The following is a 20,959-nucleotide window of genomic DNA, read 5'->3' as shown; positions in this document are numbered from 1 at the left end:
GGGCCAGCGTGAGTATTACGCACGCGCGATCATTCGGCCGTCTGTAACGCCCGCGGTCGCTGACTGCGTTGTTCAGCGCTGACGTCCGGCGCCTGCTGCAGCTGGAAATCAAAGGTCAGCTCGGCATAACGCCCCGATGCTGCGTCTTCATGGAACACCACCTCGCCCACCAGGCCTTCACGGGTCGCATAGGCGAAGTCATCCCACAAATATTTGTCCCCGGACAGGTTGATCTGCGTGGTCAGGTGCCGATGCCCCGGCGCGCTGATGAAAAAGTGCACATGGGCTGGACGCTGGCCGTGACGGCCGAGCTGGTTCAGGCATTCCTGAGTCGGTCCTTGCGGATCGCAACCGTAACCCGACGGCACGATACTGCGCGCGCGGTAGCGGCCCTGGCTGTCGGTGATGATGCGCCGGCGCAGGTTGTAGTCGGACTGGCTCGGGTCGAAAAACGAATAAGTGCCTTTGGTGTTGGCGTGCCACAGGTCAACCGTGGCGCCAGCGAGTGGCTGGCCGTGGGGATCGAACACCTGACCCTGCAACAGCATCACCGTGGCGACGCCCTCCTCGCTGCCATCGTCCATGCGGCATTCGCCTTCGCACAACGGCGCGCCGGCCACATACAGTGGACCTTCGATGGTGCGGGGCGTACCGCCGGTCAAACCGGCCTGGGCATCCCTGGCGTCCTGCAACAGGTCGAGAAAATGTTCCAGGCCGAGACCGGCGACCAGCAGTCCGGCCTCCGAACGCCCACCGAGACGATTGAGGTAGTCGACGGCCTTCCAGAATTCGTTATCGCTGATGGCGAGGTCTTCGATGATTTTCGCGCTGTCCTGGAGAATGCGCAGGACGATGCTTTTCAGGCGCGAATCCCCCTCGTCGCTGGCAAAACCGGCAGCTTCTCTGAAGAACGCTTGCAGCTCGGCGGTGTGGGCAATTTTCACGGTCATGGTGGGTTACCTCATCTTGTTGTTTGGCGCAGTTCTATCAGTCATCCCGCTTTTCCTGTGGGAGCGAGCCTGCTCGCGAATGCGGTGGATCAGTCGATATTGATGCTGGATGACCGATCGCTTTCGCGAACAGGCTCGCTCCCACAATGGAAATGCGGCGAGCTCAGAATTAGCGGTCGTCGCTGTGGACCGACGACGGATGCCGGCACAGGCCATCGATCTCGATGTCCATGTAGGGAAACAGCGGCAGGCGCATCAGCGTGTCGTGCAGGGCCTCGACGCTGGGCACGTCGAATACGCTGTAGTTGGCGTAATGCCCGGCGATGCGCCACAGGTGTCGCCACAGGCCGTCGCGTTGCAGCCGTTGGGCGAGTTCCTTCTCGTCGGACTTGAGGCGGGTGGCCAGGGCCGGGTCCATGTCGCGGGGCAAGTTCACGGTCATTTTTACGTGGAACAGCATGCTGAAACTCCTGATCAGTGGCGGCGAAAATGCGCCAGACGCTCTTCATCCAGCGTCAGGCCAAGGCCTGGCGTGCGCGGGATGTGCAGGTGAAAGTCGCGGTACTGCGGCGCTTCGCTGACGATGTCTTCGGTCAGCAGCAACGGCCCGAACAGTTCGGTGTCCCAGGTCAATTGCCGGAGCGTGAGGAAAGCGTGCGCTGAGGCCAGCGTGCCGATCGAGCCCTCGAGCATGGTGCCGCCATACAGCGCGATGCCGGCGGCTTCGGCGATCTGCGCGGTTCTGAGCACGGCGCGCGGGCCGCCGTTCTTGGCGATTTTCAGGGCAAAAACACTGGTAGCCCCTTCGGCGGCGAGGCTGAACGCATCCTCGACGCTTTCGATCGACTCATCGGCCATGATCGGTACCGGGCTGCGCTGGTTGAGGCGAATCTGCCCGGAGCGGTTAACGCGCGAAACAGGCTGTTCGATCAGGTCGATACCATTGTCACCGAGTACCTGACAGCCGCGAATCGCTTGGGATTCATCCCAGTACTGATTAACGTCGACGCGCACACTGGCGCGCTCGCCCAAGGCTTTCTTGATCGCAACGACGTGTTTGAGATCCTGCTCCAGCGGGTTGGCACCGATCTTCAGTTTGAAGATGCGGTGGCGCCGCGCTTCGAGCATCTGCTCGGCTTCGGCAATGTCGCGGGCGGTGTCGCCACTTGCCAGCGTCCAGGCCACTTCGAGGCTGTCACGCACGCGCCCGCCGAGCAGTTCGCTGACCGGTAGACCGAGGCGCTTGCCCTGGGCATCGAGCAGTGCGCTTTCGATACCGGACTTGGCGAACGTGTTGCCCTTGGCGAGCTTGTCCAGTCGCTGCATCGCCGCATTGATATTGCTCGCGTCCATGCCCACCAGCGCCGGCGCCAGATGTGCGTCGATGTTGGCCTTTATGCTTTCCGGGCTTTCGTAGCCATAGGCGAGGCCGCCGATCGTGGTGGCCTCGCCGAGGCCGTCGATGCCGTCGCTGCAACGCAAGCGCAGGATCACCAGGGTCTGTTTCTGCAGGGTGTGCATCGCCAGTTTGTGCGGGCGAATGGTCGGCAGATCGACGATGATCGTCTGCAGGCTTTCAATCAGGATTCGCTGCATGTTCGGATTCCTTGCAAGAGTGCTCAACCGAGGTCGCCGCCACCCACCGGCAGGGTCACGCCGGTGATGTATGAGGCTTCGTCGGAGGCGAGAAAGAGGATCGCGCCGACCTGTTCGTCGAGCGTGCCATAACGTTTCATCAGGCTGCTGTCGAGGGTCTGCGCGACGATTTCCTGGTACCAGGCCTGCTCCTGCGCCGACTGTTCGTCGCTGTTGCGCGGGATTCGCCGGGGCGGTGCTTCGGTACCGCCCGGTGCGGTGGCGTTGACGCGAATGCCGCGCTCGGCATTTTCGAACGCGAGGCACGCGGTGAGGGCGTTGATGCCGCCCTTGGCCGCGCCATACGGCACGCGATTGACGCTGCGGGTGGCAATCGATGAGACGTTGACGATCGCGCCGCGTCCTTGCTTGAGCATGTACGGCAGCGCGGCGTGGCAGCACCACAGCGTCGGGAACAGCGAGCGACGTACTTCGGCTTCGATCTGTTGGACTTCGTAGTGCTCGAACGGCTTGGCCCAGATCGTGCCGCCGACGTTGTTGATCAGCACGTCGAGACGGCCGAACGTCTTGACCGCTTCAGCCATGACCCGAGCGCAATCGGCGTATTGCTCAAGGTCTGCGGTGAGCGCGAGTACGCCCTCGCCTTGCAGCTCGAACACCAGTTCGGAGCGATCCACCGCGACCACTTGCGCACCTTCGCGTAACAGCCGTTCGCACACACGCCGACCGATACCCTGCGCCGCGCCGGTGACCAGCGCGACCTTGTTGAAAAATCTGTTCATGACAACTCCAGAGCAGCGCGTCAGGCCACCGCAGCGGCAAACTTTTCGTAGTAGAAATTCGCTGGCGTGATGCCCTGTTCACGAATGTATTGGCTGACCGCTTCGACCATCGGCGGCGGGCCGCACAGGTACACGTCGACATTGCCGTCATTGAGGTGGCGCGGCTCGATATGCTGGGTGACGTAGCCCTTGAGCGGATGCGCGCTCTGCGGGTTGGCGACGCAGGCGCTGTAGCTGAAATGGGCGATGCGCGCGGCGAAGGCTTCGAGCCGATCGAGTTCGACCAGATCCAGATCATTGGTGACGCCGTAAATCAGATGCAGTGGATGCGCACTGCCCTGCTCGGCAATTTTTTCCAGCATGGCGGTGAACGGCGCCAGACCGGTGCCGCCGGCGAGCAACAGCAGGGGCCGCTGGATTTCACGCAGGTAAAAACTGCCCAGCGGACCCGCCAGCCTCAGGTTGTCGCCGGCCTTCGCCAGCCCGGTGAGGAAACTGCTCATCAGGCCGCCCGGCACGTTGCGAATGAGGAAACTGACCTCGCCGTCCTTCTGCAGTGAGCTGAACGAATAGGCGCGCGACTGCTCGCTGCCGGGCACTTGCAGATTGACGTACTGCCCTGGCAGAAATGCCAGTTTGTTCAGGGCCTCGCCTTTGACCGACAAGGCGATGGTGCTTTCGGACAACTGCCGGACCGCGCTGATCGAGGCCTGGAAACTGGCCTGTTCGGTCTTGCACACCTGGGAGCCGACCGGCACGCGGACGACGCAATCGCTCGCGGCGCGCATCTGACACGTCAGCACATAACCCTGGGCCAGTTCGTCGTCACTCAAGGCGTCTTCAATGAAGTTGTCGCCCATGTCGTAACGCCCGGCCTCGGCGAAACACTTGCAGGTGCCGCAGGCGCCGTCGCGGCAATCCAGCGGGATGTTGATGCCTTGGCGATAGGCAGCATCGGCCACGGTTTCATGGCTGCCGGCCTCGATGAAACGGGTGACGCCGTCATCAAAATTAAGCGCAATCTGGAAATTCATGGTGCACCTCGTCGTGTCGACTAGATGTGGTAAATGTCGATGACCTGACGGACGTAATCGTTTTTCAGCACGACTTTCTTGGCCCTGATCAGCGGCTGTTCGCCGCGCAGGTCGAGGGTGTAGAAACTGCTGCCGAAATAGCTGTCGGTGACCTGATAGCGAAAGCTCAGGGTGTGCCAGTTGAAGCGCACCTGGCATTGGTCTGCGCTGTGCTTGAGGATCTCGATGTTGCTCAGGTTGTGCGAGGTACGGGTGTCCGGCAGGGTCGCGCTGGAGCGCTCGGTCTTGATCCGGAACACGCGGTCTTCGAGGCCGCCGCGGTTGCCGTACCAGATCAGCGAGATCTCGCTTTGCGGGTCCTCGGTCAAGCTGTCGTTGTCGTCCCAGGCCGGCATCCAGAAGCTCGCGTCGGCGGCGTACAGCTCAAGCCATTGATCCCACTGACCATCATCCAGATAGCGCGCTTCGCGGTAGAGAAAATCGCGTACGGTGTCGTAAAGACTGCTCATCACACAGCCTCCACGGGAATTCGCTGTGGCTCGGCGGCGGCTGCCTTGAGCAGCGTTTCCTGCCAGTACTTGTGTTGCAGCACGAACAGGCCTTCGTCCTCGGTGCGCATGCCGGAGAGCAACGGTTTGAGGTCGATTTCCTTGGCGGCGGCGTCGGCGCCTTCGACCCAGTGCATCGCGCCCCGGGACATGTCGTTCCAGCCGCGCCCGGCGCCATAACCAGTCTGGCATGAGCGGAATTCTTCAAGGTCATCCGGCGTGGCCATGCCGCTGACGTTGAAGAAATCTTCGTACTGGCGAATGCGTTTGGCCCGCGCTTCGGCGCTCTCGCCTTTAGGGGCGATGCAATAGATGGTGATTTCGGTCTTGTCGACCGAGATCGGCCGGGCGATGCGGATCTGGGAGCTGAACTGATCCATCAGGTACACGTTGGGGTACAGGCACAGGTTGCGCGAGTTTTCGATCATCCAGTCGGCGCGAGCCTGGCCGAAATCCCGCGCAAGTTCGTCGCGGCGTTCATAAGCCGGACGGTCTTCGGGATTGGCCCAACGTGTCCAGAGCAGCAGGTGGCCGTGATCGAAGGCGTAGAAGCCACCGCCCTTCTTCGCCCAGTTGCCCGCGCTCATGGTCTTGATCGCCTCCCCGGCTTCACGCTGCTGGCGCTGACTCTGGGTGGCGGCGTAGTTCCAGTGCACGGAGCTGACGTGATATCCGTCGGCACCGTTTTCGGCGGTGAGTTTCCAGTTGCCTTCGTAGATATAGGAGCTGGAGCCGCGCAGCACTTCCAGGCCTTGCGGCGACTGGTCGACGATCATGTCGATGATCTTTGCCGACTCGCCCAGATGCTCGGCAAGGGTCTTCACCTCGGCATTCAGGCTGCCGAACAGAAAGCCACGATAGGACTCGAATCGCGCGACCCGGGTCAGGTCATGGGAGCCTTCGCAATTGAAGCTCTGCGGATAGCCGGCCTCGCTCGGGTCTTTGACCTTGAGCAGCTTGCCGCTGTTGTTGAAGGTCCAGCCGTGGAACGGGCAGGTATAGCTGGAACGGTTGCCGGACTTGTGCCGGCACAACATCGCACCGCGATGGCTGCAGGCATTGAGAAAAGCATTGAGCACACCGTCCTTGTTGCGCGCGATGAAAATCGGCTGGCGCCCCATGGTGGTGGTCAGGTAGTCGTTGTTGTTGGGGATCTGGCTTTCGTGGGCGAGGTAGATCCAGTTGCCTTCGAAGACGTGCGCCATTTCCAGTTCGAACAGGCGCGGGTCGGTGAACATCTCCCGCTTGCAGCGGTAGACACCTTTGTCTTTGTCTTCTTCAAGCATGGCATTGAGGTAATCGAATCCCAGGGACATGGCCGCGGCCTCCATTGTTATTGTTCAGGCCAGGTCAGATTAGGGAGGCGATGCGCGGGGTAATAGCCGAATCCTGCACAGCGCTATCCGTTTTGTGCAGGACCGCGCGGCAGATGATTCGAAGTATTGCGAGGAGGTTTCAGCGACGGCGTTTGAAGGTTTGCGACGGCAGTTCGCCGAACTGTTGACGATAGCTTTCGGCGAAGCGCCCCAGGTGCAGGAAGCCGTAATCCAGCGCCAGTTCGGTGAGGTTGCGCACCGGGCAGCTCGGGTCGCTGAGGCAGGCGTGAATGCGCGCAAGCTTGCGCTGGCGGATGTATTGCATCGGCGTCACGCCGAGTTGGCGCTCGAACAGACTGTAAAGCGATCGCGGGCTCATGCTCGACTGGGCGGCGAGATGTTCGGCGGGCAAATCCAGTTTCAGATTGCGTTCAATGTAATCGACGATGCGCTCGAAACTGACGCTCGGCGCACTCAGGCATTCACGGCTGACGTTGGTGTTCATCAGCGAGATCAGCTTGCTGCCGACAATCTGCGCGTAATGCTCCTGGACCCGCAGCAACGGATCGCTGGCCTCGGCCTCCTGACAGAGCATGGCCAGCAGGCTGGTGAAGCCTTCCAGTTCATCGAGCCGATAATGATTGCGCAAAAACCGGATCCCGCCCGACGGCCGCAGCCAGCGCTGCGCGTCGCACACCGATTCGAGCACGCTGACCGGCACCTTGAGAATGAACTTCTCGCAGTCGTGCGAGTAGGTCAGGTCAACCGGGTCGTCGGGGTTGATCAACAGCAACTCGCCCGGCACCAGATGCTGCTCGCGCTGGTGAGCGCGCCACAGGCAATTGCCTTGCAGCAGCACTTGCAGGTGATAAACGGTCTCGAGCGCCAGCGAGGTAACGCGCACGCTGCCGCCATAGCTGATGCGCGCCAGATCGAGATCGGCGAGTTTGCGATGGTTGAGGCTGGCTTGCGGATGAGCGGTTCTGGACAGGCCGATCAGATGCTGGCCGACATGCTGATTGACGTAGTCGGAGACGGCATAAGGGTCAGCGTGACGGAACACGCTACTGCGATCACTCAGCAGATGGCTGTCCACGGGGCGGTGCTCGTGCTTGTCGTTATTGTGCTTCACGGCCTGAGGCATTATTCGCCACAGTACGCTGGCGATGCGAAACCGGCAATTGGACCAAGGTCGGGCGGACCGTTAATCGAACACTATTTGATCTTGCAGATCAGCCTTTACGCGTGACCACCCGACGATGGCAGTCGGCGGGTGTCAGCACCTTGCCCGACGTAGAGCGCACAGCGATGGTCTCCACCGGTTGGTCTGAATCGTTGTCGAGCAGCACCGAATGGCTCTCGCCTTCGCTGAACAGAAAGCGCTCGCCCCACTGCCGCAGGCTGACCACGATCGGAAACACTGCGCGGCCCATGTCGGTCAGGACATATTCCTTGTAGGCGCTGCCATCGGCGGCTGGCTGCATCTGCAGCACGCCCAGTTCGACGAGCATTTTCAGTTTCACCGTAAGGATGTTTTTCGCCAGCCCCAGGCGTTTCTGGAATTCGCTGAAGCGGCGCACGTCGTCGAACGCGTCGCGGATGATCATCAGCACCCAGCGATCGCCAATGGCCTCCAGTGTCCGGGCGACCGGGCATTCGCTTTGTGCCAATAACGTCTGTCTGGCCATGAATCTCCAAGGGAAGGCAACAAGCTGAAAAAGGTTCTGACGGCAGACGAAAACGCTCTGCACAAGGTGGTTGCATTTAACAACCGACATCGCTAAAAATCAACGCATCGGTTTTCTTTTGAAACCAAATCCCCAAGGAAGGACTGATGCCTTACGAAGCCCATGCCCCGGTAAACATTGGCGTCGAAGCTGAAAAACTGGCCGCTGCGCGTTCGCAGACTTCGCCGTCTGGTGGCACCTCGACCCTCAGCCGCTATCAAACCCTGCTCTTCGCAATCACCTGCGCCATGGCCGTGGCCAACGTGTATTTCGCCCAGCCATTGCTGGAGTCGATGGCGTCGAGCCTGGCCGTTGCGCCGGGCACGATCGGCAGCGTTGTCACCGCGACTCAGGCGGGCTATGCCGTCGGCTTGTTGTGCATCGTGCCACTGGGTGACCTGCTCAATCGCAAAAAACTCATCGTTACGCAAATGCTGATATCGGCCCTGGCCTTGTGTGCGGTGGGACTCGCCGGAAACTGGGGCATGTTGCTCGGTGCCATGGTGCTGGTGGGCCTGATGGCGGTGGTGGTGCAGGTGGTCGTGGCTTACGCGGCCGCGCTGGCCAGCCCGCAACAGCGCGGCGAAGTGGTCGGCACGGTGACGAGTGGCGTGGTGCTGGGCATTCTGCTGGCGCGCTTCGTTTCGGGTGTGGTCGCCGATCTGGCCGGTTGGCGCGGCGTGTATTTTGTCTCGGCAACGCTGATGATCGGCATGGCGCTGGTGCTGTGGCGCACCCTGCCCGCCTCCGCAGCCTCGCCGGCCAAAGGCAGTTACGGGCAGTTGCTGCGGTCGATGTTCCAGCTGTACCTGACCGAGCGCACGCTGCGGGTCAGAGGCACCTTCGCCCTGCTGATCTTCGCCGCCTTCAGCGTGCTGTGGACGTCGATGGTACTGCCATTGAGCGCGCCGCCGCTGTCGCTGACGCACACGCAGATCGGCCTGTTCGGCCTCGCCGGTGTGGCCGGTGCGCTGGCAGCGGCGCGGGCGGGCCGCCTGGCGGACCGGGGACGCGGCAATCGCACCACCGGCATCGCTCTGGCGTTGTTGACCCTGTCATGGCTGCCCACGGCATTTGTCGAAAGCTCATTGCTGGCCATGGTCGTCGGTGTGGTGCTGCTCGACTTCGCCGTACAAGCGGTGCATGTCACCAACCAAAGCCTGGTTTTCGCGGCTCGCCCGGATGCGCAGAGCCGTCTGGTGGGCGCCTATATGTGTTTCTACTCGGTCGGCAGTGGCCTCGGTGCGATTGCCGCCACTTACACGTATGCGCACTTTGGATGGGTTGGCGTCTGCCTGTTGGGGGCGGCGATCAGCGCCGCGGCGTTGGTGTACTGGCTAGTGCTGATGGTCGTCCGCGATTGACACGCGTTGTTCCTCAATCAACAGCGTCTTGAAGGCTGCGCGGCCCTTTTGTGCACAAATCTTCTAAACGCCCGCGCCCATTGCGCGGTATTTTATCCGGCCGCATGTTGCCCAATCGAACCCTGGAGGCCTCGTGGAAAAACGCAACTGGATCGAGCTGTCCCAAGATGTCGAAACTGGCATCGAGTCGATTCGCGCGCACTTTGAAGGGCATGCCTACGACCCGCACTGGCACGACAGTTTTCTGGTCGGCGTCACCGAGCAAGGCGTGCAGCAATTCAATTGCCGGCGAATGCGCCATCGCAGTACGCCTGGCCAGGTGTTTTTGCTGGAACCGGGGAAATTCATGACGGGCATGCGCCGACCGAGGACGGTTTCACCTATTCGATGCTGTACCTCGACCCGCACTGGCTCGAGCGCGAAGTGCATGCCCTTTATGAAGACGCACCGTCGAACAGTCAGCCGGGATTCGCCGATACGCTGAGCCATGACCCGCGCTTGGCCACTGCGATTGTTCAGGCCTTTCATGCCCTGCACGACGGCGATTTGCGCATCGTCCGCCAGACCGCCATCGACGGGCTGCTCGGCTCGCTGACCCGCCACCTCGACTGGCGCAAGCGTCAGCCGATTGATCCGCGCCTGCCGCTGGTGGCGCAGGTCGCGCGGGATTATCTGCACGCGCATGCCTATGAAGACATCGGCCTGGATGATCTGGCGAAGATTTGCGGGGTCGACCGGTTTCGCCTGAGCCGCGCGTTCAAGGCTGCTTTCGGCCTGGCCCCGCATGCCTATCTGATCCAGTTGCGCCTGGCCAAGGCGCGGCAGTTGCTGGCGCGCGGCGAGACGCCGGCCGAGGTCGCCTGTGTGCTGGGGTTTGCCGATCAGAGTCATCTGGGCCGCTGGTTCCGCCGCGCCTACCAATTGACCCCGGCGGACTACCGCAAGCGCTGCTCAAACCTTCCAGACTGAGGCGCGCCGACTGGCGATCATGCAGGCCTGTTTTGATTTTCAGGACCCGCACATCATGGCTTCAATACTGCCCTTTCTGCTGTTCGCTTTCGTGGCATCGATCACGCCCGGCCCGACCAATATTCTGGTGCTCAGCCACAGTTCTCGACAGGGACTGCTCGCCACGCTGCCGATCATCTTCGGCGCCTGCAGCGAGCGGCGCTGATTGTGCTGGTGGTAGGGCTCGGCGCCGGCGAAACACTGTTGCGTTATCCGCTGGTGCAGCACGCCATGGCCTGGGGCGGCGTGCTCTGGCTGAGCTGGCTGGCCTGGCAGATTTTCCGCAGCCCGCCGCCGTCACTGGACCCTGCTCAGCAACAAGACTCCGGCATCAGCGTCTACGGCGCGGCGCTGCTGCAACTGGTCAATCCCAAGGTATGGATGATGGCCGTGGCGGTGGTCAGCGTGTTCGTCGGCGGCGGCGACAAGACCTTGCGCCTGCTGATGCTGTCGCTGGCCTTTCTGCTGGTGTCCCTGCCGTGCATGACCTTCTGGGCGCTGCTCGGCGTGGGCAGCGCGCGGTTGTTCGGCTCGGCGCAGGCGTACAAGCGCATGAATGCCGCGCTGGCGCTTTTGCTGCTGATTTCGGCGTGGCTGGCGGTGTTGCTGTGAGGTCGGATGATCGTTCCCACGCTCTGCGTGGCAATTACTCCGCGCGTTTGATGATCGTTCCCACGCTCTGCGTGGGAATGACTCCGGGGACGCTCCGCGTCCAGTGACGCAGAGCGTCACGGGCTGCATTCCCACGCGGGAGCGTGGGAACGATCAGCAAGATCGGGGCGCAATGCTAATTGCCTGTCGCCTGCCGATACTCGCGCGGGGTGAACCCGGTCGAGGCCTTGAACTGGCGGGTGAAGGCGCTGTGGTCGGTGTAGCCGCATTGCAGCGCCACCTCGGTGATCGGCAGGTCGCTGTGGAGCAAACGGTGTGCATGTTCCAGGCGTACTTTCTGGATCATCTGCCGGGGCGTCAGATGGAATACGCGTTTGCAATAGCGTTCCAGTTGCGCGACTGAAATGCCGGCGATTCGGGTCAGCTCACTGAGAGTGACCCGACGATTGAAATGCGCGCGGATGTGTTCGTCGACCGCCGCCAATCGCTCGAACGCCGGGTGGGTTTCGCTCGCCGATTGCAGGTCCACGGAAATCCCGACCAGGCCGATGATCTCTGCGTCACGGTTGTACAGCGGCTGTTTGTGCGTCAGGCACCAGCCGGGTTCGCGACTGCCGTACAGATGCAGTTCGAGCTGATCTTCCAGCACCCCCCTTGCTCCAGCACTTTGCGATCCTGCTCGGTATAGCCCGGCCCCAGTTGCGCCGGAAACACCTGCGCGCTGGTCTTGCCGAGCAACGGGCGCAAATCCTTCAAGCCGCAGCGCTGCACCAGCGTGCGGTTGGCGAGGACATATCGCGCTTGCAGATCCTTGATGAAAATCGCCGCGTTGGGGATCACGTCGAGCATCGGTAGCAGCAGCGCGGCGCTCGCCACCAGTTCTTCGAGGGTCTGCGGGCGCTGGCGGTTGCCGCCCTGGGCGAGGATCGAAAGCGCGCTGTGCATCAAAGAGAGTCCTCGGTTCGGGGATCGGCCAGGCACCCGATCTGCGGCGATCGCGTGCAGATTGCAACATCATCCGAAGCCTGTCGAGCATGGCGTTCCAGCAGCGCCATTGTGCTGAATTCGTCATCGCTGCCGCGTTAAAACATCAATCGCTGCTGCGTCGATGAGAGCAGAGTCAGGCCGGAAAGCGAAGTCGCTGCCTCCAGCGCCAGCGTGAGTCCTCGGCGCCTACTGAAATCACTTACGGGAAATGCCCATGAAACGATTGCACGTGATCGACTCGCACACTGGCGGCGAACCCACCCGGCTGGTGATGGATGGCTTCCCCGCCCTGCCCGGCGCGACCATCGCCGAACAACGCGATGCCCTGCGCAGCCAGCATGATCAGTGGCGCCGCGCCTGTCTGCTGGAACCGCGCGGCAACGACGTACTGGTCGGCGCGCTGTATTGCCCGCCGGTCTCGGCGGATGCCACCTGCGGGGTGATCTTCTTCAACAATGCCGGTTATCTGGGCATGTGCGGCCACGGCACCATCGGCCTGATCAACTCGCTGCAGTATCTGGGCAAGATTCGCCCCGGCGAACATAAGATCGACACGCCGGTAGGCCCGGTCAGCGCCACCCTGCACGAGGATGGCAGCGTGACCCTGGGCAACGTGCCCGCCTATCGCTACCGCAAGCAGGTGGCGGTGGACGTGCCGGGTTTCGGCCAGGTACGCGGCGACATCGCTTACGGCGGCAACTGGTTTTTCCTGGTCTCCGAGCACGGCCAGACCTTGACCATGGACAACGTCGAACACCTCACCGCGTACACCTGGGCCATGCTCAAGGCCCTTGAAGATCAGAGCATTTACGGTGAGGACGGCGCGGTCATCGATCACATCGAACTGTTCGCCGATGACGCCAACGCCGACAGCCGCAACTTCGTCATGTGCCCCGGCAAAGCCTACGACCGCTCGCCGTGCGGCACCGGCACCAGCGCCAAACTTGCCTGCCTCGCTGCCGACGACAAACTGCAGCCCGGCGCACTCTGGGTGCAGGCAAGCATCACCGGCAGCCAGTTCGAAGGCCGCTTCGAATGGGCCGGCGAGCGTATTCGCCCGTTCATCACCGGCCGCGCCTACATGACCGCCGACAGCACGCTGCTGATCGACGAACAGGATCCGTTCGCGTGGGGCATCTGAGCCGCCCCGCTGGTTTTTCCTCTCACTTTGAATGCTGTGCCAAGGAGTCAACATAATGAGCGACAACATCTTCACCGGTTGCATGCCGGCCCTGATGACCCCGTGCACCGCCCAGCGCACCCCGGACTTCGACGCGCTGGTGGCCAAGGGTCGCGAACTGGTCGATATCGGCATGAGCGCGGTGGTTTATTGCGGTTCGATGGGCGACTGGCCGTTGCTCACCGAAGCCCAGCGTCAGGAAGGCGTGGCGCGGCTGGTCGCGGCCGGCGTGCCGACGATTGTCGGCACCGGCGCGGTGAATTCCCGTGAGGCGATATCCCATGCCGCGCATGCCGCCAAAGTCGGTGCTCAAGGCTTGATGGTGATTCCGCGAGTGCTGTCCCGTGGGGCTTCTGCAGCCGCGCAAAAGGCGCATTTCTCGGCAATTCTGCAAGCCGCGCCGAACCTGCCGGCGGTGATTTACAACAGCCCCTACTACGGCTTCGCCACCCGCGCCGAGCTGTTCTTTGAACTGCGTCGCGAGCACCCGAACCTGATCGGCTTCAAGGAATTCGGCGGCGGTGCCGACCTGCGTTACGCGGCGGAAAACATCACCTCCAGGGACGATGACGTGACCTTGATGGTTGGCGTCGACACCCAGGTGGTGCACGGTTTCGTCAACTGCAACGCCACCGGCGCCATCACCGGCATCGGCAACGCCCTGCCGCGTGAAGTATTGCAACTGGTGGCGCTGAGCAAGCAAGCGGCCAACGGCGACGCCAAGGCACGGCGACAGGCGCGGGAGCTGGAGTCGGCGCTGGCGGTGCTGTCGTCGTTCGATGAAGGCTGTGATCTGGTGCTGTATTACAAGCATTTGATGGTGCTCAACGGCGACAAGGAATACACCCTGCACTTCAACGAAACCGACGCCTTGAGCGACTCGCAACGGCGTTACGCCGAACAGCAATATGCGCTGTTCCGTCACTGGTACGAAAACTGGTCGGCGCAGCCGGACTTCGCCTGACCTGCGCCATTGCACCTGCCGCGCAGCCTTAGGGCGGGCGGCAGTTCCTCCTCTTTTTTCAGGAACACACCATGGCAAATAACCCCGCGCACGACATCGCCGTGGTCGGCGCCGGCATCATCGGTGTTGCCTGCGCGCTGCGTCTGGCCCGCCAGGGTTTGCGCGTAGTGGTCATCGATCAGCAGCCCCCGGCCATGGCGCTTCGTTCGGCAATGCCGGGCATCTGGCGACCGAGCAGGTTTTCCCGATCGCCGACGTGTCGATCCTCAAACGCCTGCCGGGCATGCTGCTCGACCCGATGGGGCCGCTGCGCCTGGACTGGCGCTACCTGCCGCGCGCGCTGCCGTGGTTCACCCGGTTGTTGCTGAATCTGCGTGCGCAGCCGTTCGAGAATACGGTCGCCGGTTTGCGCGCATTGAACGAAAGCAGCCTCGGGGCGTGGCACCGTTTGCTCGGTGATATCCAGCGCAGCGATTTGCTCAAAGTAGACGGTTCGTTGCTGGTGTATGAGCGCGGCGAATCGCGTCAGGCAATCGAGGCGTTGCAACAACGCTTGCATCAGCAGCAAGTGCCGGTGGACTTCTGGCAGGCCGACGCCATTCGCGACACCGCGCCTCAGCTGAGCGAACGGCTTCAGGGCGGCTTGTTCTTTCCGTGCACCGGGCATTTCATCGATCCCTACCGCGTCGTAACCGCGCTGGTTGAAGCGGCCAAAAATGCCGGCGTAAGCTTTTGCAGCAGCGCGTTGTGGGCGGTCAGGTGCAGGACGACGGCGTTAGCCTGCACACCGACGACGGGCCAATCAGCGCCCGCCGCGTGCTGATCGCCTGCGGCGCACACTCGGCGCCACTCACCGCCGCCCTCACCGGCAAACGAGTCCCACTAGACACCGAGCGTGGTTATCACCTGATGCTGCCCCACGAAACCGGGCGACTGCCCTTCCCTGTCACCTCGCTGGAACGCAAGTTCATCATGACGCCGATGACCGAAGGCCTGCGCCTGGCCGGCACGGTGGAATTCGCCGGCCTGCACAAGCCGGCCAATATGCAACGCGCCTGGCAATTGCACCGTTTGAGTCAGGGCCTGTTTCGCGAAGACCTGAACGCCGAAGCGGCAACGCCGTGGATGGGTTTTCGCCCCTCGCTGCCGGACTCGCTGCCAGTAATCGATCAGGTCCGCGAGGGCAAAGTGTTGCTCGCGTTCGGTCATCAGCACCTGGGCCTGACCCAGGCGGCAGTCACCGCCGAAATGCTGGTGCAGATGGCCTGTCCGGCTTCGAATCCCGCTCCTGATTTACCGCGCCGCGATCGTTATCGGCTGGCGCGTTTCTAATCAAGCGCATCAGTTCAGGCGTTTGAGCGCCTCGCCGTGATGCATGGCCAAGTGACCGGTCTTGTCGCTCTTGACCTCGTACTGCGGCGAGTCCTTCGAAGCCGGCCGATGACGCCCCATGAACTCGGTATCGCGGGTGTGCACCTTGACCACCGTGCCATGAATCTCCCCGGCCTCGGAGTTCCAGCGCACCGCATCGCCGACCTTGAATGAAGCGCTCATGTCGATTTCCTCGTGTGTCTTTGTTGTGTTGTTGATCAACCAGCGTCGGAAAAAATTCAACAAAGCGTGCTTCAACGGCTCAGCCGACCACCGGCACACGGAAAAATCGAACGGCATGATTTCCCTGCACCTCCAACTTGTACGCCGATAAAACAGCGCACAACGAGAGGTGTGAGATGAACAACGACCCGAACCTGCAAGGCGGTAGTGGTGAGCATGATCCGCTGCCGACAACTCCCGATCCGTTGAGCCCGGGCCGCACCGAAGTCGATCCGATGAAGGATCGCGGCATCGACGAACTGCCTGACAACGAAGGCGAAATCCCGCTGGACGATGACAGCACCGGTCTCGACCCGGAACGGGTGCGCAGGGAAACCGACAACGCGGAGATGGATGATCAACCTAACCCGCGTTGAACCGGCGTGGCAGCGCTGTGGTTATGCAGCGCTGCCACGAAGCGTGCGATTCTGACGACTAGTCGTAAAACGCCTCAACCGCCACCCGGCTACCGACAAAGAAACTGTCCGCCACCAGGCGCAGCGGCTGCACGTCCAGATCACTGGCCTTGGCGCCGATCAACTGCTGGAAGTGTCGATACACCGCGGCGTACTCGCCCTCTTCCGACACCGTCTGGCGCACGCCGTCGATGCTCAGCAGCGCGCCGCCGTTGTCGAGGCGCAGCACGCCCTCGGCGCAGCGCACTTCGATGCTCCACAGTTCATCATGCCCATGATCGAAGTCGAATTCGGCGCGCACGTCGAGGTGGCGTGCGTCGGACATTTTGATCGAGGCGGCAATCGGCGACTGGCAGTTGCTCGGCACGCGCAACTCGGCGGCTTCGACAAACAGTGGCAGCGCCAGCAGGTGGGTGACGATCGACAAGGCGTTGATGCCCGGATCGAATACGCCGAGGCCGCCGGGTTGCCAGATCCACGTTTGGCCGGGGTGCCATTTGCGCACGTCTTCCTTCCAGTCGATCTGCACGCTTTGCAGGGTGCGCGAGGCGAGCCAGTCGCGGGCGGCTTCGATGCCAGGGGCGTAGCGCGAGTGCCAGGCGAACAACGCGCTGACGCCTTGCGCCTGCGCCTGATCGACCAACGCCAAAGCCTCGCCCAAGGTGGCGCAGGGCGGCTTTTCGACCAGCACGTGTTTGCCTGCAGCCAGGGCTTCCTGAACCAGCGCAAAGCGACCTTGCGGCGGCGTGCAGAAGGCGATCGCATCCACCGCCGGGCCGTTGGCGAGCAACTCGGTCAACGATTGGAAGTTTTCGACGCCGGCACAGGGCTTGCCCTGGGTGGCGACCGCTACCAGCTGGAATCCGGGATTGGCGTTGATTGCCGGTACGTGTTGATCCTGGGCGATTTTGCCGTAGCCCACCAGACCGAGACGGATTGGTTGCATCAATGACTCCGCTTTTGTTTTGTTTTAGTCAGCTGACGCGTTTCAGTCAGCGCCTCGGCAGATTACCTGCAAATCGCTTGAGCGTCTGTCGGCGCAACGTCACAAGCGCATAAGGTCATCGGCGCCTCGCAGGATCAGGCAAGCATCGCACAGGATTGCACCATGACCGGACACGCCAGCGCCGCAAGAATAACTTCACGATAAACCAACGGAGGATGTTCCCATGCTTGTCCACGCTTACGGTGCCCACGCCGGCGACAAACCCCTTGAGCCGTTGCAGATCAAGCGCCGCGCGCCGGCTGCCCACGACGTACAGATCGACATCGCCTTCTGCGGCATCTGCCACTCCGACCTGCATCAGGTGCGCGCCGAATGGGCCGGCACGCAATTCCCTTGCGTACCGGGCCATGAAATTGTCGGCCGGGTTGCGGCGGTGGGTGCGCATGTTGCGGACTTCAAGGTCGGCGATCTGGTCGGCGTCGGCTGCATCGTCGACAGCTGCAAACACTGCGACGACTGTGAAAGCGGTCTGGAAAACTACTGCGACGGCATGATCGGCACCTATAACTTCCCGACCCCGGACGAACCCGGCTGGACCCTCGGCGGCTATTCGCAAAACATCGTCGTGCACGAGCGCTATGTCCTGCGTATTCGTCACCCCGAAGCGCAACTGGCGGCCGTCGCGCCACTGCTGTGCGCGGGCATCACCACCTACTCGCCGCTGCGCCACTGGAACGCCGGCCCGGGCAAGAAAGTCGGTGTGGTCGGCATCGGCGGGCTGGGGCACATGGGTATCAAACTGGCGCACGCGATGGGCGCGCATGTCGTCGCCTTCACCACTTCCGAATCCAAGCGCGAAGCGGCCAAAGCCCTCGGCGCCGATGAAGTGGTGGTGTCGCGCAACGCCGAAGAAATGGCTGCGCATGCCAAGAGCTTCGATTTCATCCTCAACACCGTCGCCGCGCCGCATGATCTCGATGCGTTTCTGGTTCTGCTCAAGCGTGACGGCGCCCTGACGCTGGTCGGCGCGCCCGCCTCGCCGCACCCCTCGCCCAATGTGTTCAATATGATCACCAAGCGCCGCACCATCGCCGGTTCGATGATCGGCGGGATTGCCGAGACCCAGGAAATGCTCGATTTCTGCGCCGAGCGCGGCATCGTCTCGGACATCGAACTGATCGGCGCCGAGCAGATCAACGACGCCTACGAGCGCATGCTCAAGGGCGACGTGAAGTATCGCTTCGTGATCGACAACGCAACCCTGGCCGGCTAACCCCGCGCGCCCATCTCCAGCCTGGCGCTGGCGATGGGCGCAACGATTCTGTCGGCGCGATTTGACAGCTCAAGCGCGGCTCGCCAGAGTCGCACCCCTTTGCCTGCCGTCGAGCCGCAGGTTGTTGTTGAAAGGGGTTACCGTTGAACGAACAGACATTGTCCCTGCGCCTTGAGCGCGTGGCTGCACACGTGCCAGTCGGTGCGCGGCTGGCCGATATCGGCTCGGATCACGCTTATCTGCCGGTCGCCTTGCTGCGCCGGGGGCTGATCAGCGCAGCGGTGGCGGGCGAAGTCGCGTTGACGCCGTTCCACGCGGCGCAACGCACGGTGCGTGAAAACCACCTGCAGGCGCAGATCAGTGTGCGTCGCGCCAACGGACTTGCGGCAATCAGCGCTGACGACGGCATCACCGCTGTCAGCGTCTGCGGCATGGGCGGCGAGACCATCCGCGACATTCTCGAATCCGGCAAGGCCCACCTCAGCGGCAACGAACGCCTGATCCTGCAACCCAACGGCGGCGAACAACCCTTGCGTCAATGGCTGATGGGCCACGGCTATCGCATCCTTAGCGAAGAAGTGCTGCAGGAAAACCGTTTCGACTACGAAATCATCGTGGCCGAGCGCGACGGCCCGGTGAGCTACACCGACCAGCAACTGTACTTCGGCCCGCTGCAGATGCAGACGCGCAGCCCGGCCTTCATCCGCAAGTGGCAGCACAGGCTGCATCTCAAGCAGAAAACCCTGACCCGCCTCGCCCAGGCGCGGCAGACCGTACCGCAGGAAAAGCTGGAAGCCCTCGCGCAACAAACGCGCTGGATCGAGGAACTGCTCGCCTGAAATCCTTCCCCCTCGAACCGTGTTCAGCTCGTTTCGATTAGATACACCGCATCACAAATGAAGTACCGCAAGCCCCATTTATCAATTCAACCCCGCCCCCTAAAGTTCACTCCAACAGCGGCCCTTCACTCCGACGGGCCAGCGACTGGAGATAGCTCACATGCCTTTCATCAGCGTTCGTATCACCCGCGACGGCGTCACCCGCGAGCAGAAAGCCCAGGTCATCCAGGAAATCACCGAGACCATGACCCGCGTGCTGCACAAGGACCCGCACCTGACCCACATCGTCATCGAAGAAGTCGACACCGATAACTGGGGCTACGCCGGCATCAGCACCACCGAGTACCGCAAGCAACTGGCGGATTCGCAGTCATGAGCCGCACGGTAAAAATCGACTTCGTCTCGGATGTTGTCTGCCCCTGGTGCGCCCTCGGCGCCACCGCGCTGGAACAGGCGATCAGCAATCTGGCCGGTGAAGTCCAGGTGCAGCTGACCTACAAACCGTTCGAGCTGAACCCGGACATGCCCGCCGAAGGCGAGCACGCCATCGCCCACATGATGCGCAAATACGGGCGCAGCGCCGAACAAGTGGCAGATCGCAACGCGATGATCATCGAGCGCGGCGCGCAGATCGGTTTTCACTTCGACCTGGAAAAACGCAGCCACTTTCACAACACCTTCGATGCCCATCGCCTGCTGTTCTGGGCCGCAACACAGGGGCTGCAACGCCAACTGAAGCAAGCGCTGCTCAAGGCTTATTTCAGCGACGGCCAGAACCCCAATGACCACGCCACGCTGGTCATTCTGGCGGGCGCCGTCGGCCTCGACAGCCAACGAGCGCAGGCCGTGCTGGCGAACGGGGAATTCGCCACGGAGGTGCGTGAACTCGAACGGTTTTACCAGCAGCGCGGCATCGACTCGGTTCCGGCCATGGTCATCGACGACCAACAACTGATCGCCGGTTCGCAGTCCGTCGCTTATTACGAGCAAGCGTTACGCCAGGCCGCGCAGATTCCGGCGCACGCCTGAGATTTTGCCAGTCGTTATCCAACCCATTCAGATTGCATAGAGGAAACATCATGAGCACGTCCAACAAAGTTGTAGTGATTACTGGCGCCTCGCAAGGCATTGGCGCAGGTCTGGTCAAAAGCTTCCGTGAGCGCGGTTACAAAGTGGTCGCGACCTCACGTTCGATCCAGCCTTCGACAGACCCGGACATTCTCGCCGTCGCCGGCGACATCGCCGACCCGCAAACCGCCGAGCGGGTAATCCGCGAAGGCGTCGCCCGCTTCGGCCGGATCGACACGCTGGTCAACAACGCCGGGATCTTCGTCGCCAAACCGTTCACCGAATACAGCCACGCCGACTATGCGCAGGTCGTGGCGACCAACATGAGCGGCTTCTTCTACATCTCACAATTGGCAATCGCCGAAATGGAGAAGAACGCCAGCGGCCACATCGTCAGCGTCACCACCAGCCTGGTTGATCATGCGATTGACGGCGTGCCGTCGGTCCTCGCTTCGCTGACCAAGGGTGGCATCAACGCGGCGACCAAATCCCTGGCCATCGAGTACGCCAAGCGTGGCATTCGGGTCAATGCGGTGTCGCCTGGCATCATCAAAACGCCGATGCACGGCGAAGAGACCCACGCCGCCCTCGGCAGCCTGCACCCGATGGGCCACATGGGCGAGATCGATGACATCGTCCAGGCGATCCAGTACCTCGACACGGCGAACTTCGTCACCGGCGAAATCCTCCACGTCGACGGCGGCCAAAGCGCTGGCCACTGATAGCGCCCCGCTGCACCGCCGGTGTGTACCGGCG

General features: G+C 62.2%; 21 protein-coding genes and 4 pseudogenes. 12 read left to right on the top strand and 13 right to left on the bottom strand.

What is annotated here, in order from left to right; all coding sequences use genetic code 11:
- Nucleotides 1–29: 29 nt before the first annotated feature.
- From catA to M0746_RS09155, 9 genes are all read right to left on the bottom strand, one after another.
- Nucleotides 30–950 (bottom strand): catechol 1,2-dioxygenase, encoded by a 921-nt coding sequence (gene catA, locus M0746_RS09195; RefSeq protein WP_258448896.1) that lies wholly within the window; start codon nucleotides 948–950, stop codon nucleotides 30–32.
- Nucleotides 951–1,119: 169 nt separating this feature from the next.
- A complete protein-coding gene (catC, locus tag M0746_RS09190; protein WP_258448895.1) occupies nucleotides 1,120–1,410 on the bottom strand; it encodes a muconolactone Delta-isomerase in 291 nt (96 codons plus the stop codon).
- 14 nt (nucleotides 1,411–1,424) lie between these two features.
- Nucleotides 1,425–2,546, bottom strand: a complete 1,122-nt coding sequence (locus M0746_RS09185) for a muconate cycloisomerase family protein (RefSeq protein ID WP_258448894.1) — start codon at nucleotides 2,544–2,546, stop codon at nucleotides 1,425–1,427.
- A 23-nt stretch (nucleotides 2,547–2,569) separates the two neighbouring features.
- Nucleotides 2,570–3,328 (bottom strand): 1,6-dihydroxycyclohexa-2,4-diene-1-carboxylate dehydrogenase, encoded by a 759-nt coding sequence (locus M0746_RS09180; RefSeq protein WP_258448893.1) that lies wholly within the window; start codon nucleotides 3,326–3,328, stop codon nucleotides 2,570–2,572.
- Nucleotides 3,329–3,348: 20 nt separating this feature from the next.
- Nucleotides 3,349–4,362 (bottom strand): benzoate 1,2-dioxygenase electron transfer component BenC, encoded by a 1,014-nt coding sequence (gene benC, locus M0746_RS09175; protein WP_258448892.1) that lies wholly within the window; start codon nucleotides 4,360–4,362, stop codon nucleotides 3,349–3,351.
- Nucleotides 4,363–4,382: 20 nt separating this feature from the next.
- The gene (gene benB / locus M0746_RS09170; RefSeq protein ID WP_258448891.1) at nucleotides 4,383–4,871 is read right to left on the bottom strand and encodes a benzoate 1,2-dioxygenase small subunit; all 489 of its coding nucleotides are present in this window, start codon (nucleotides 4,869–4,871) and stop codon (nucleotides 4,383–4,385) included.
- Complete coding sequence (benA, locus tag M0746_RS09165; RefSeq protein ID WP_258448890.1) at nucleotides 4,871–6,226, bottom strand: benzoate 1,2-dioxygenase large subunit; 1,356 nt, start codon at nucleotides 6,224–6,226, stop codon at nucleotides 4,871–4,873. The genes benB and benA overlap by 1 nt, the downstream gene beginning before the upstream one ends.
- A 139-nt stretch (nucleotides 6,227–6,365) precedes the next feature.
- Nucleotides 6,366–7,322, bottom strand: coding sequence for an AraC family transcriptional regulator (locus tag M0746_RS09160; protein WP_258448889.1), 957 nt, complete (start codon nucleotides 7,320–7,322; stop codon nucleotides 6,366–6,368).
- A gap of 136 nt (nucleotides 7,323–7,458) precedes the next feature.
- Nucleotides 7,459–7,914, bottom strand: a complete 456-nt coding sequence (locus M0746_RS09155) for a winged helix-turn-helix transcriptional regulator (RefSeq protein ID WP_258448888.1) — start codon at nucleotides 7,912–7,914, stop codon at nucleotides 7,459–7,461.
- Between the two features lie 146 nt (nucleotides 7,915–8,060).
- Here M0746_RS09155 and M0746_RS09150 point away from each other — a divergent pair, with 146 nt between their 5' ends.
- Nucleotides 8,061–9,317 (top strand): MFS transporter, encoded by a 1,257-nt coding sequence (locus tag M0746_RS09150; RefSeq protein ID WP_258448887.1) that lies wholly within the window; start codon nucleotides 8,061–8,063, stop codon nucleotides 9,315–9,317.
- A 13-nt stretch (nucleotides 9,318–9,330) separates the two neighbouring features.
- On the opposite strand, the gene M0746_RS29185 is transcribed toward M0746_RS09150, so the two are convergent.
- On the bottom strand, nucleotides 9,331–9,618 hold the full coding sequence (locus M0746_RS29185; RefSeq protein ID WP_258451538.1) for a hypothetical protein: 288 nt from the start codon (nucleotides 9,616–9,618) through the stop codon (nucleotides 9,331–9,333).
- On the opposite strand from M0746_RS29185, the pseudogene M0746_RS09140 reads away from it, so the two are divergent.
- Nucleotides 9,499–10,286, top strand: a pseudogene (locus M0746_RS09140) (AraC family transcriptional regulator). The gene M0746_RS29185 and the pseudogene M0746_RS09140 sit on opposite strands and share 120 nt — an antisense overlap.
- A 55-nt stretch (nucleotides 10,287–10,341) precedes the next feature.
- Nucleotides 10,342–10,937, top strand: a pseudogene (locus M0746_RS09135) (LysE family translocator).
- Nucleotides 10,938–11,112: 175 nt separating this feature from the next.
- Here the strand turns inward: M0746_RS09135 and M0746_RS09130 are convergent.
- Nucleotides 11,113–11,882 (bottom strand): annotated as a pseudogene (locus M0746_RS09130) (helix-turn-helix domain-containing protein).
- A gap of 256 nt (nucleotides 11,883–12,138) precedes the next feature.
- On the opposite strand from M0746_RS09130, the gene M0746_RS09125 reads away from it, so the two are divergent.
- The 3 genes and pseudogenes from M0746_RS09125 to M0746_RS09115 all read left to right on the top strand — a co-directional run bounded on the left by M0746_RS09125 (nucleotide 12,139) and on the right by M0746_RS09115 (nucleotide 15,400).
- Nucleotides 12,139–13,065: a 4-hydroxyproline epimerase gene (locus M0746_RS09125; RefSeq protein WP_258448886.1), complete on the top strand. Its 927-nt coding sequence runs from the start codon at nucleotides 12,139–12,141 to the stop codon at nucleotides 13,063–13,065.
- A 55-nt stretch (nucleotides 13,066–13,120) separates the two neighbouring features.
- Nucleotides 13,121–14,068, top strand: a complete 948-nt coding sequence (locus M0746_RS09120) for a dihydrodipicolinate synthase family protein (RefSeq protein ID WP_258448885.1) — start codon at nucleotides 13,121–13,123, stop codon at nucleotides 14,066–14,068.
- Between the two features lie 71 nt (nucleotides 14,069–14,139).
- Nucleotides 14,140–15,400 (top strand): annotated as a pseudogene (locus tag M0746_RS09115) (NAD(P)/FAD-dependent oxidoreductase).
- A gap of 9 nt (nucleotides 15,401–15,409) precedes the next feature.
- Here M0746_RS09115 and M0746_RS09110 read toward each other — a convergent pair.
- Nucleotides 15,410–15,622 (bottom strand): DUF2945 domain-containing protein, encoded by a 213-nt coding sequence (locus M0746_RS09110; protein WP_208940833.1) that lies wholly within the window; start codon nucleotides 15,620–15,622, stop codon nucleotides 15,410–15,412.
- Between the two features lie 176 nt (nucleotides 15,623–15,798).
- On the opposite strand from M0746_RS09110, the gene M0746_RS09105 reads away from it, so the two are divergent.
- On the top strand, nucleotides 15,799–16,038 hold the full coding sequence (locus tag M0746_RS09105; protein WP_208940832.1) for a hypothetical protein: 240 nt from the start codon (nucleotides 15,799–15,801) through the stop codon (nucleotides 16,036–16,038).
- Nucleotides 16,039–16,096: 58 nt separating this feature from the next.
- Here M0746_RS09105 and M0746_RS09100 read toward each other — a convergent pair whose 3' ends face one another.
- Complete coding sequence (locus M0746_RS09100) at nucleotides 16,097–17,023, bottom strand: Gfo/Idh/MocA family protein (RefSeq protein WP_258448884.1); 927 nt, start codon at nucleotides 17,021–17,023, stop codon at nucleotides 16,097–16,099.
- A 223-nt stretch (nucleotides 17,024–17,246) separates the two neighbouring features.
- Here M0746_RS09100 and M0746_RS09095 point away from each other — a divergent pair, with 223 nt between their 5' ends.
- From M0746_RS09095 to M0746_RS09075, 5 genes are all read left to right on the top strand, one after another.
- The gene (locus M0746_RS09095) at nucleotides 17,247–18,296 is read left to right on the top strand and encodes an NAD(P)-dependent alcohol dehydrogenase (protein WP_258448883.1); all 1,050 of its coding nucleotides are present in this window, start codon (nucleotides 17,247–17,249) and stop codon (nucleotides 18,294–18,296) included.
- Nucleotides 18,297–18,439: 143 nt separating this feature from the next.
- Nucleotides 18,440–19,135: a tRNA (adenine(22)-N(1))-methyltransferase gene (locus tag M0746_RS09090; protein ID WP_258448882.1), complete on the top strand. Its 696-nt coding sequence runs from the start codon at nucleotides 18,440–18,442 to the stop codon at nucleotides 19,133–19,135.
- Between the two features lie 160 nt (nucleotides 19,136–19,295).
- Nucleotides 19,296–19,511, top strand: a complete 216-nt coding sequence (locus M0746_RS09085; RefSeq protein WP_208940829.1) for a tautomerase family protein — start codon at nucleotides 19,296–19,298, stop codon at nucleotides 19,509–19,511.
- Nucleotides 19,508–20,164, top strand: a complete 657-nt coding sequence (locus M0746_RS09080; RefSeq protein WP_258448881.1) for a DsbA family oxidoreductase — start codon at nucleotides 19,508–19,510, stop codon at nucleotides 20,162–20,164. The genes M0746_RS09085 and M0746_RS09080 overlap by 4 nt, the downstream gene beginning before the upstream one ends.
- 50 nt (nucleotides 20,165–20,214) lie before the next feature.
- Entirely contained in the window at nucleotides 20,215–20,925 is a 711-nt protein-coding gene (locus M0746_RS09075; protein ID WP_258448880.1) for an SDR family NAD(P)-dependent oxidoreductase, read from the top strand.
- Nucleotides 20,926–20,959: the final 34 nt, after the last annotated feature.

The sequence above is a fragment of the Pseudomonas sp. S11P7 genome (genome assembly GCF_023195435.1).
In the GTDB taxonomy this organism is placed as follows: domain Bacteria; phylum Pseudomonadota; class Gammaproteobacteria; order Pseudomonadales; family Pseudomonadaceae; genus Aquipseudomonas; species Aquipseudomonas fluorescens_G.
The sequence above is the reverse complement of the archived record's forward strand: the minus strand, read 5'-3'. Positions and strand labels throughout refer to the sequence as shown.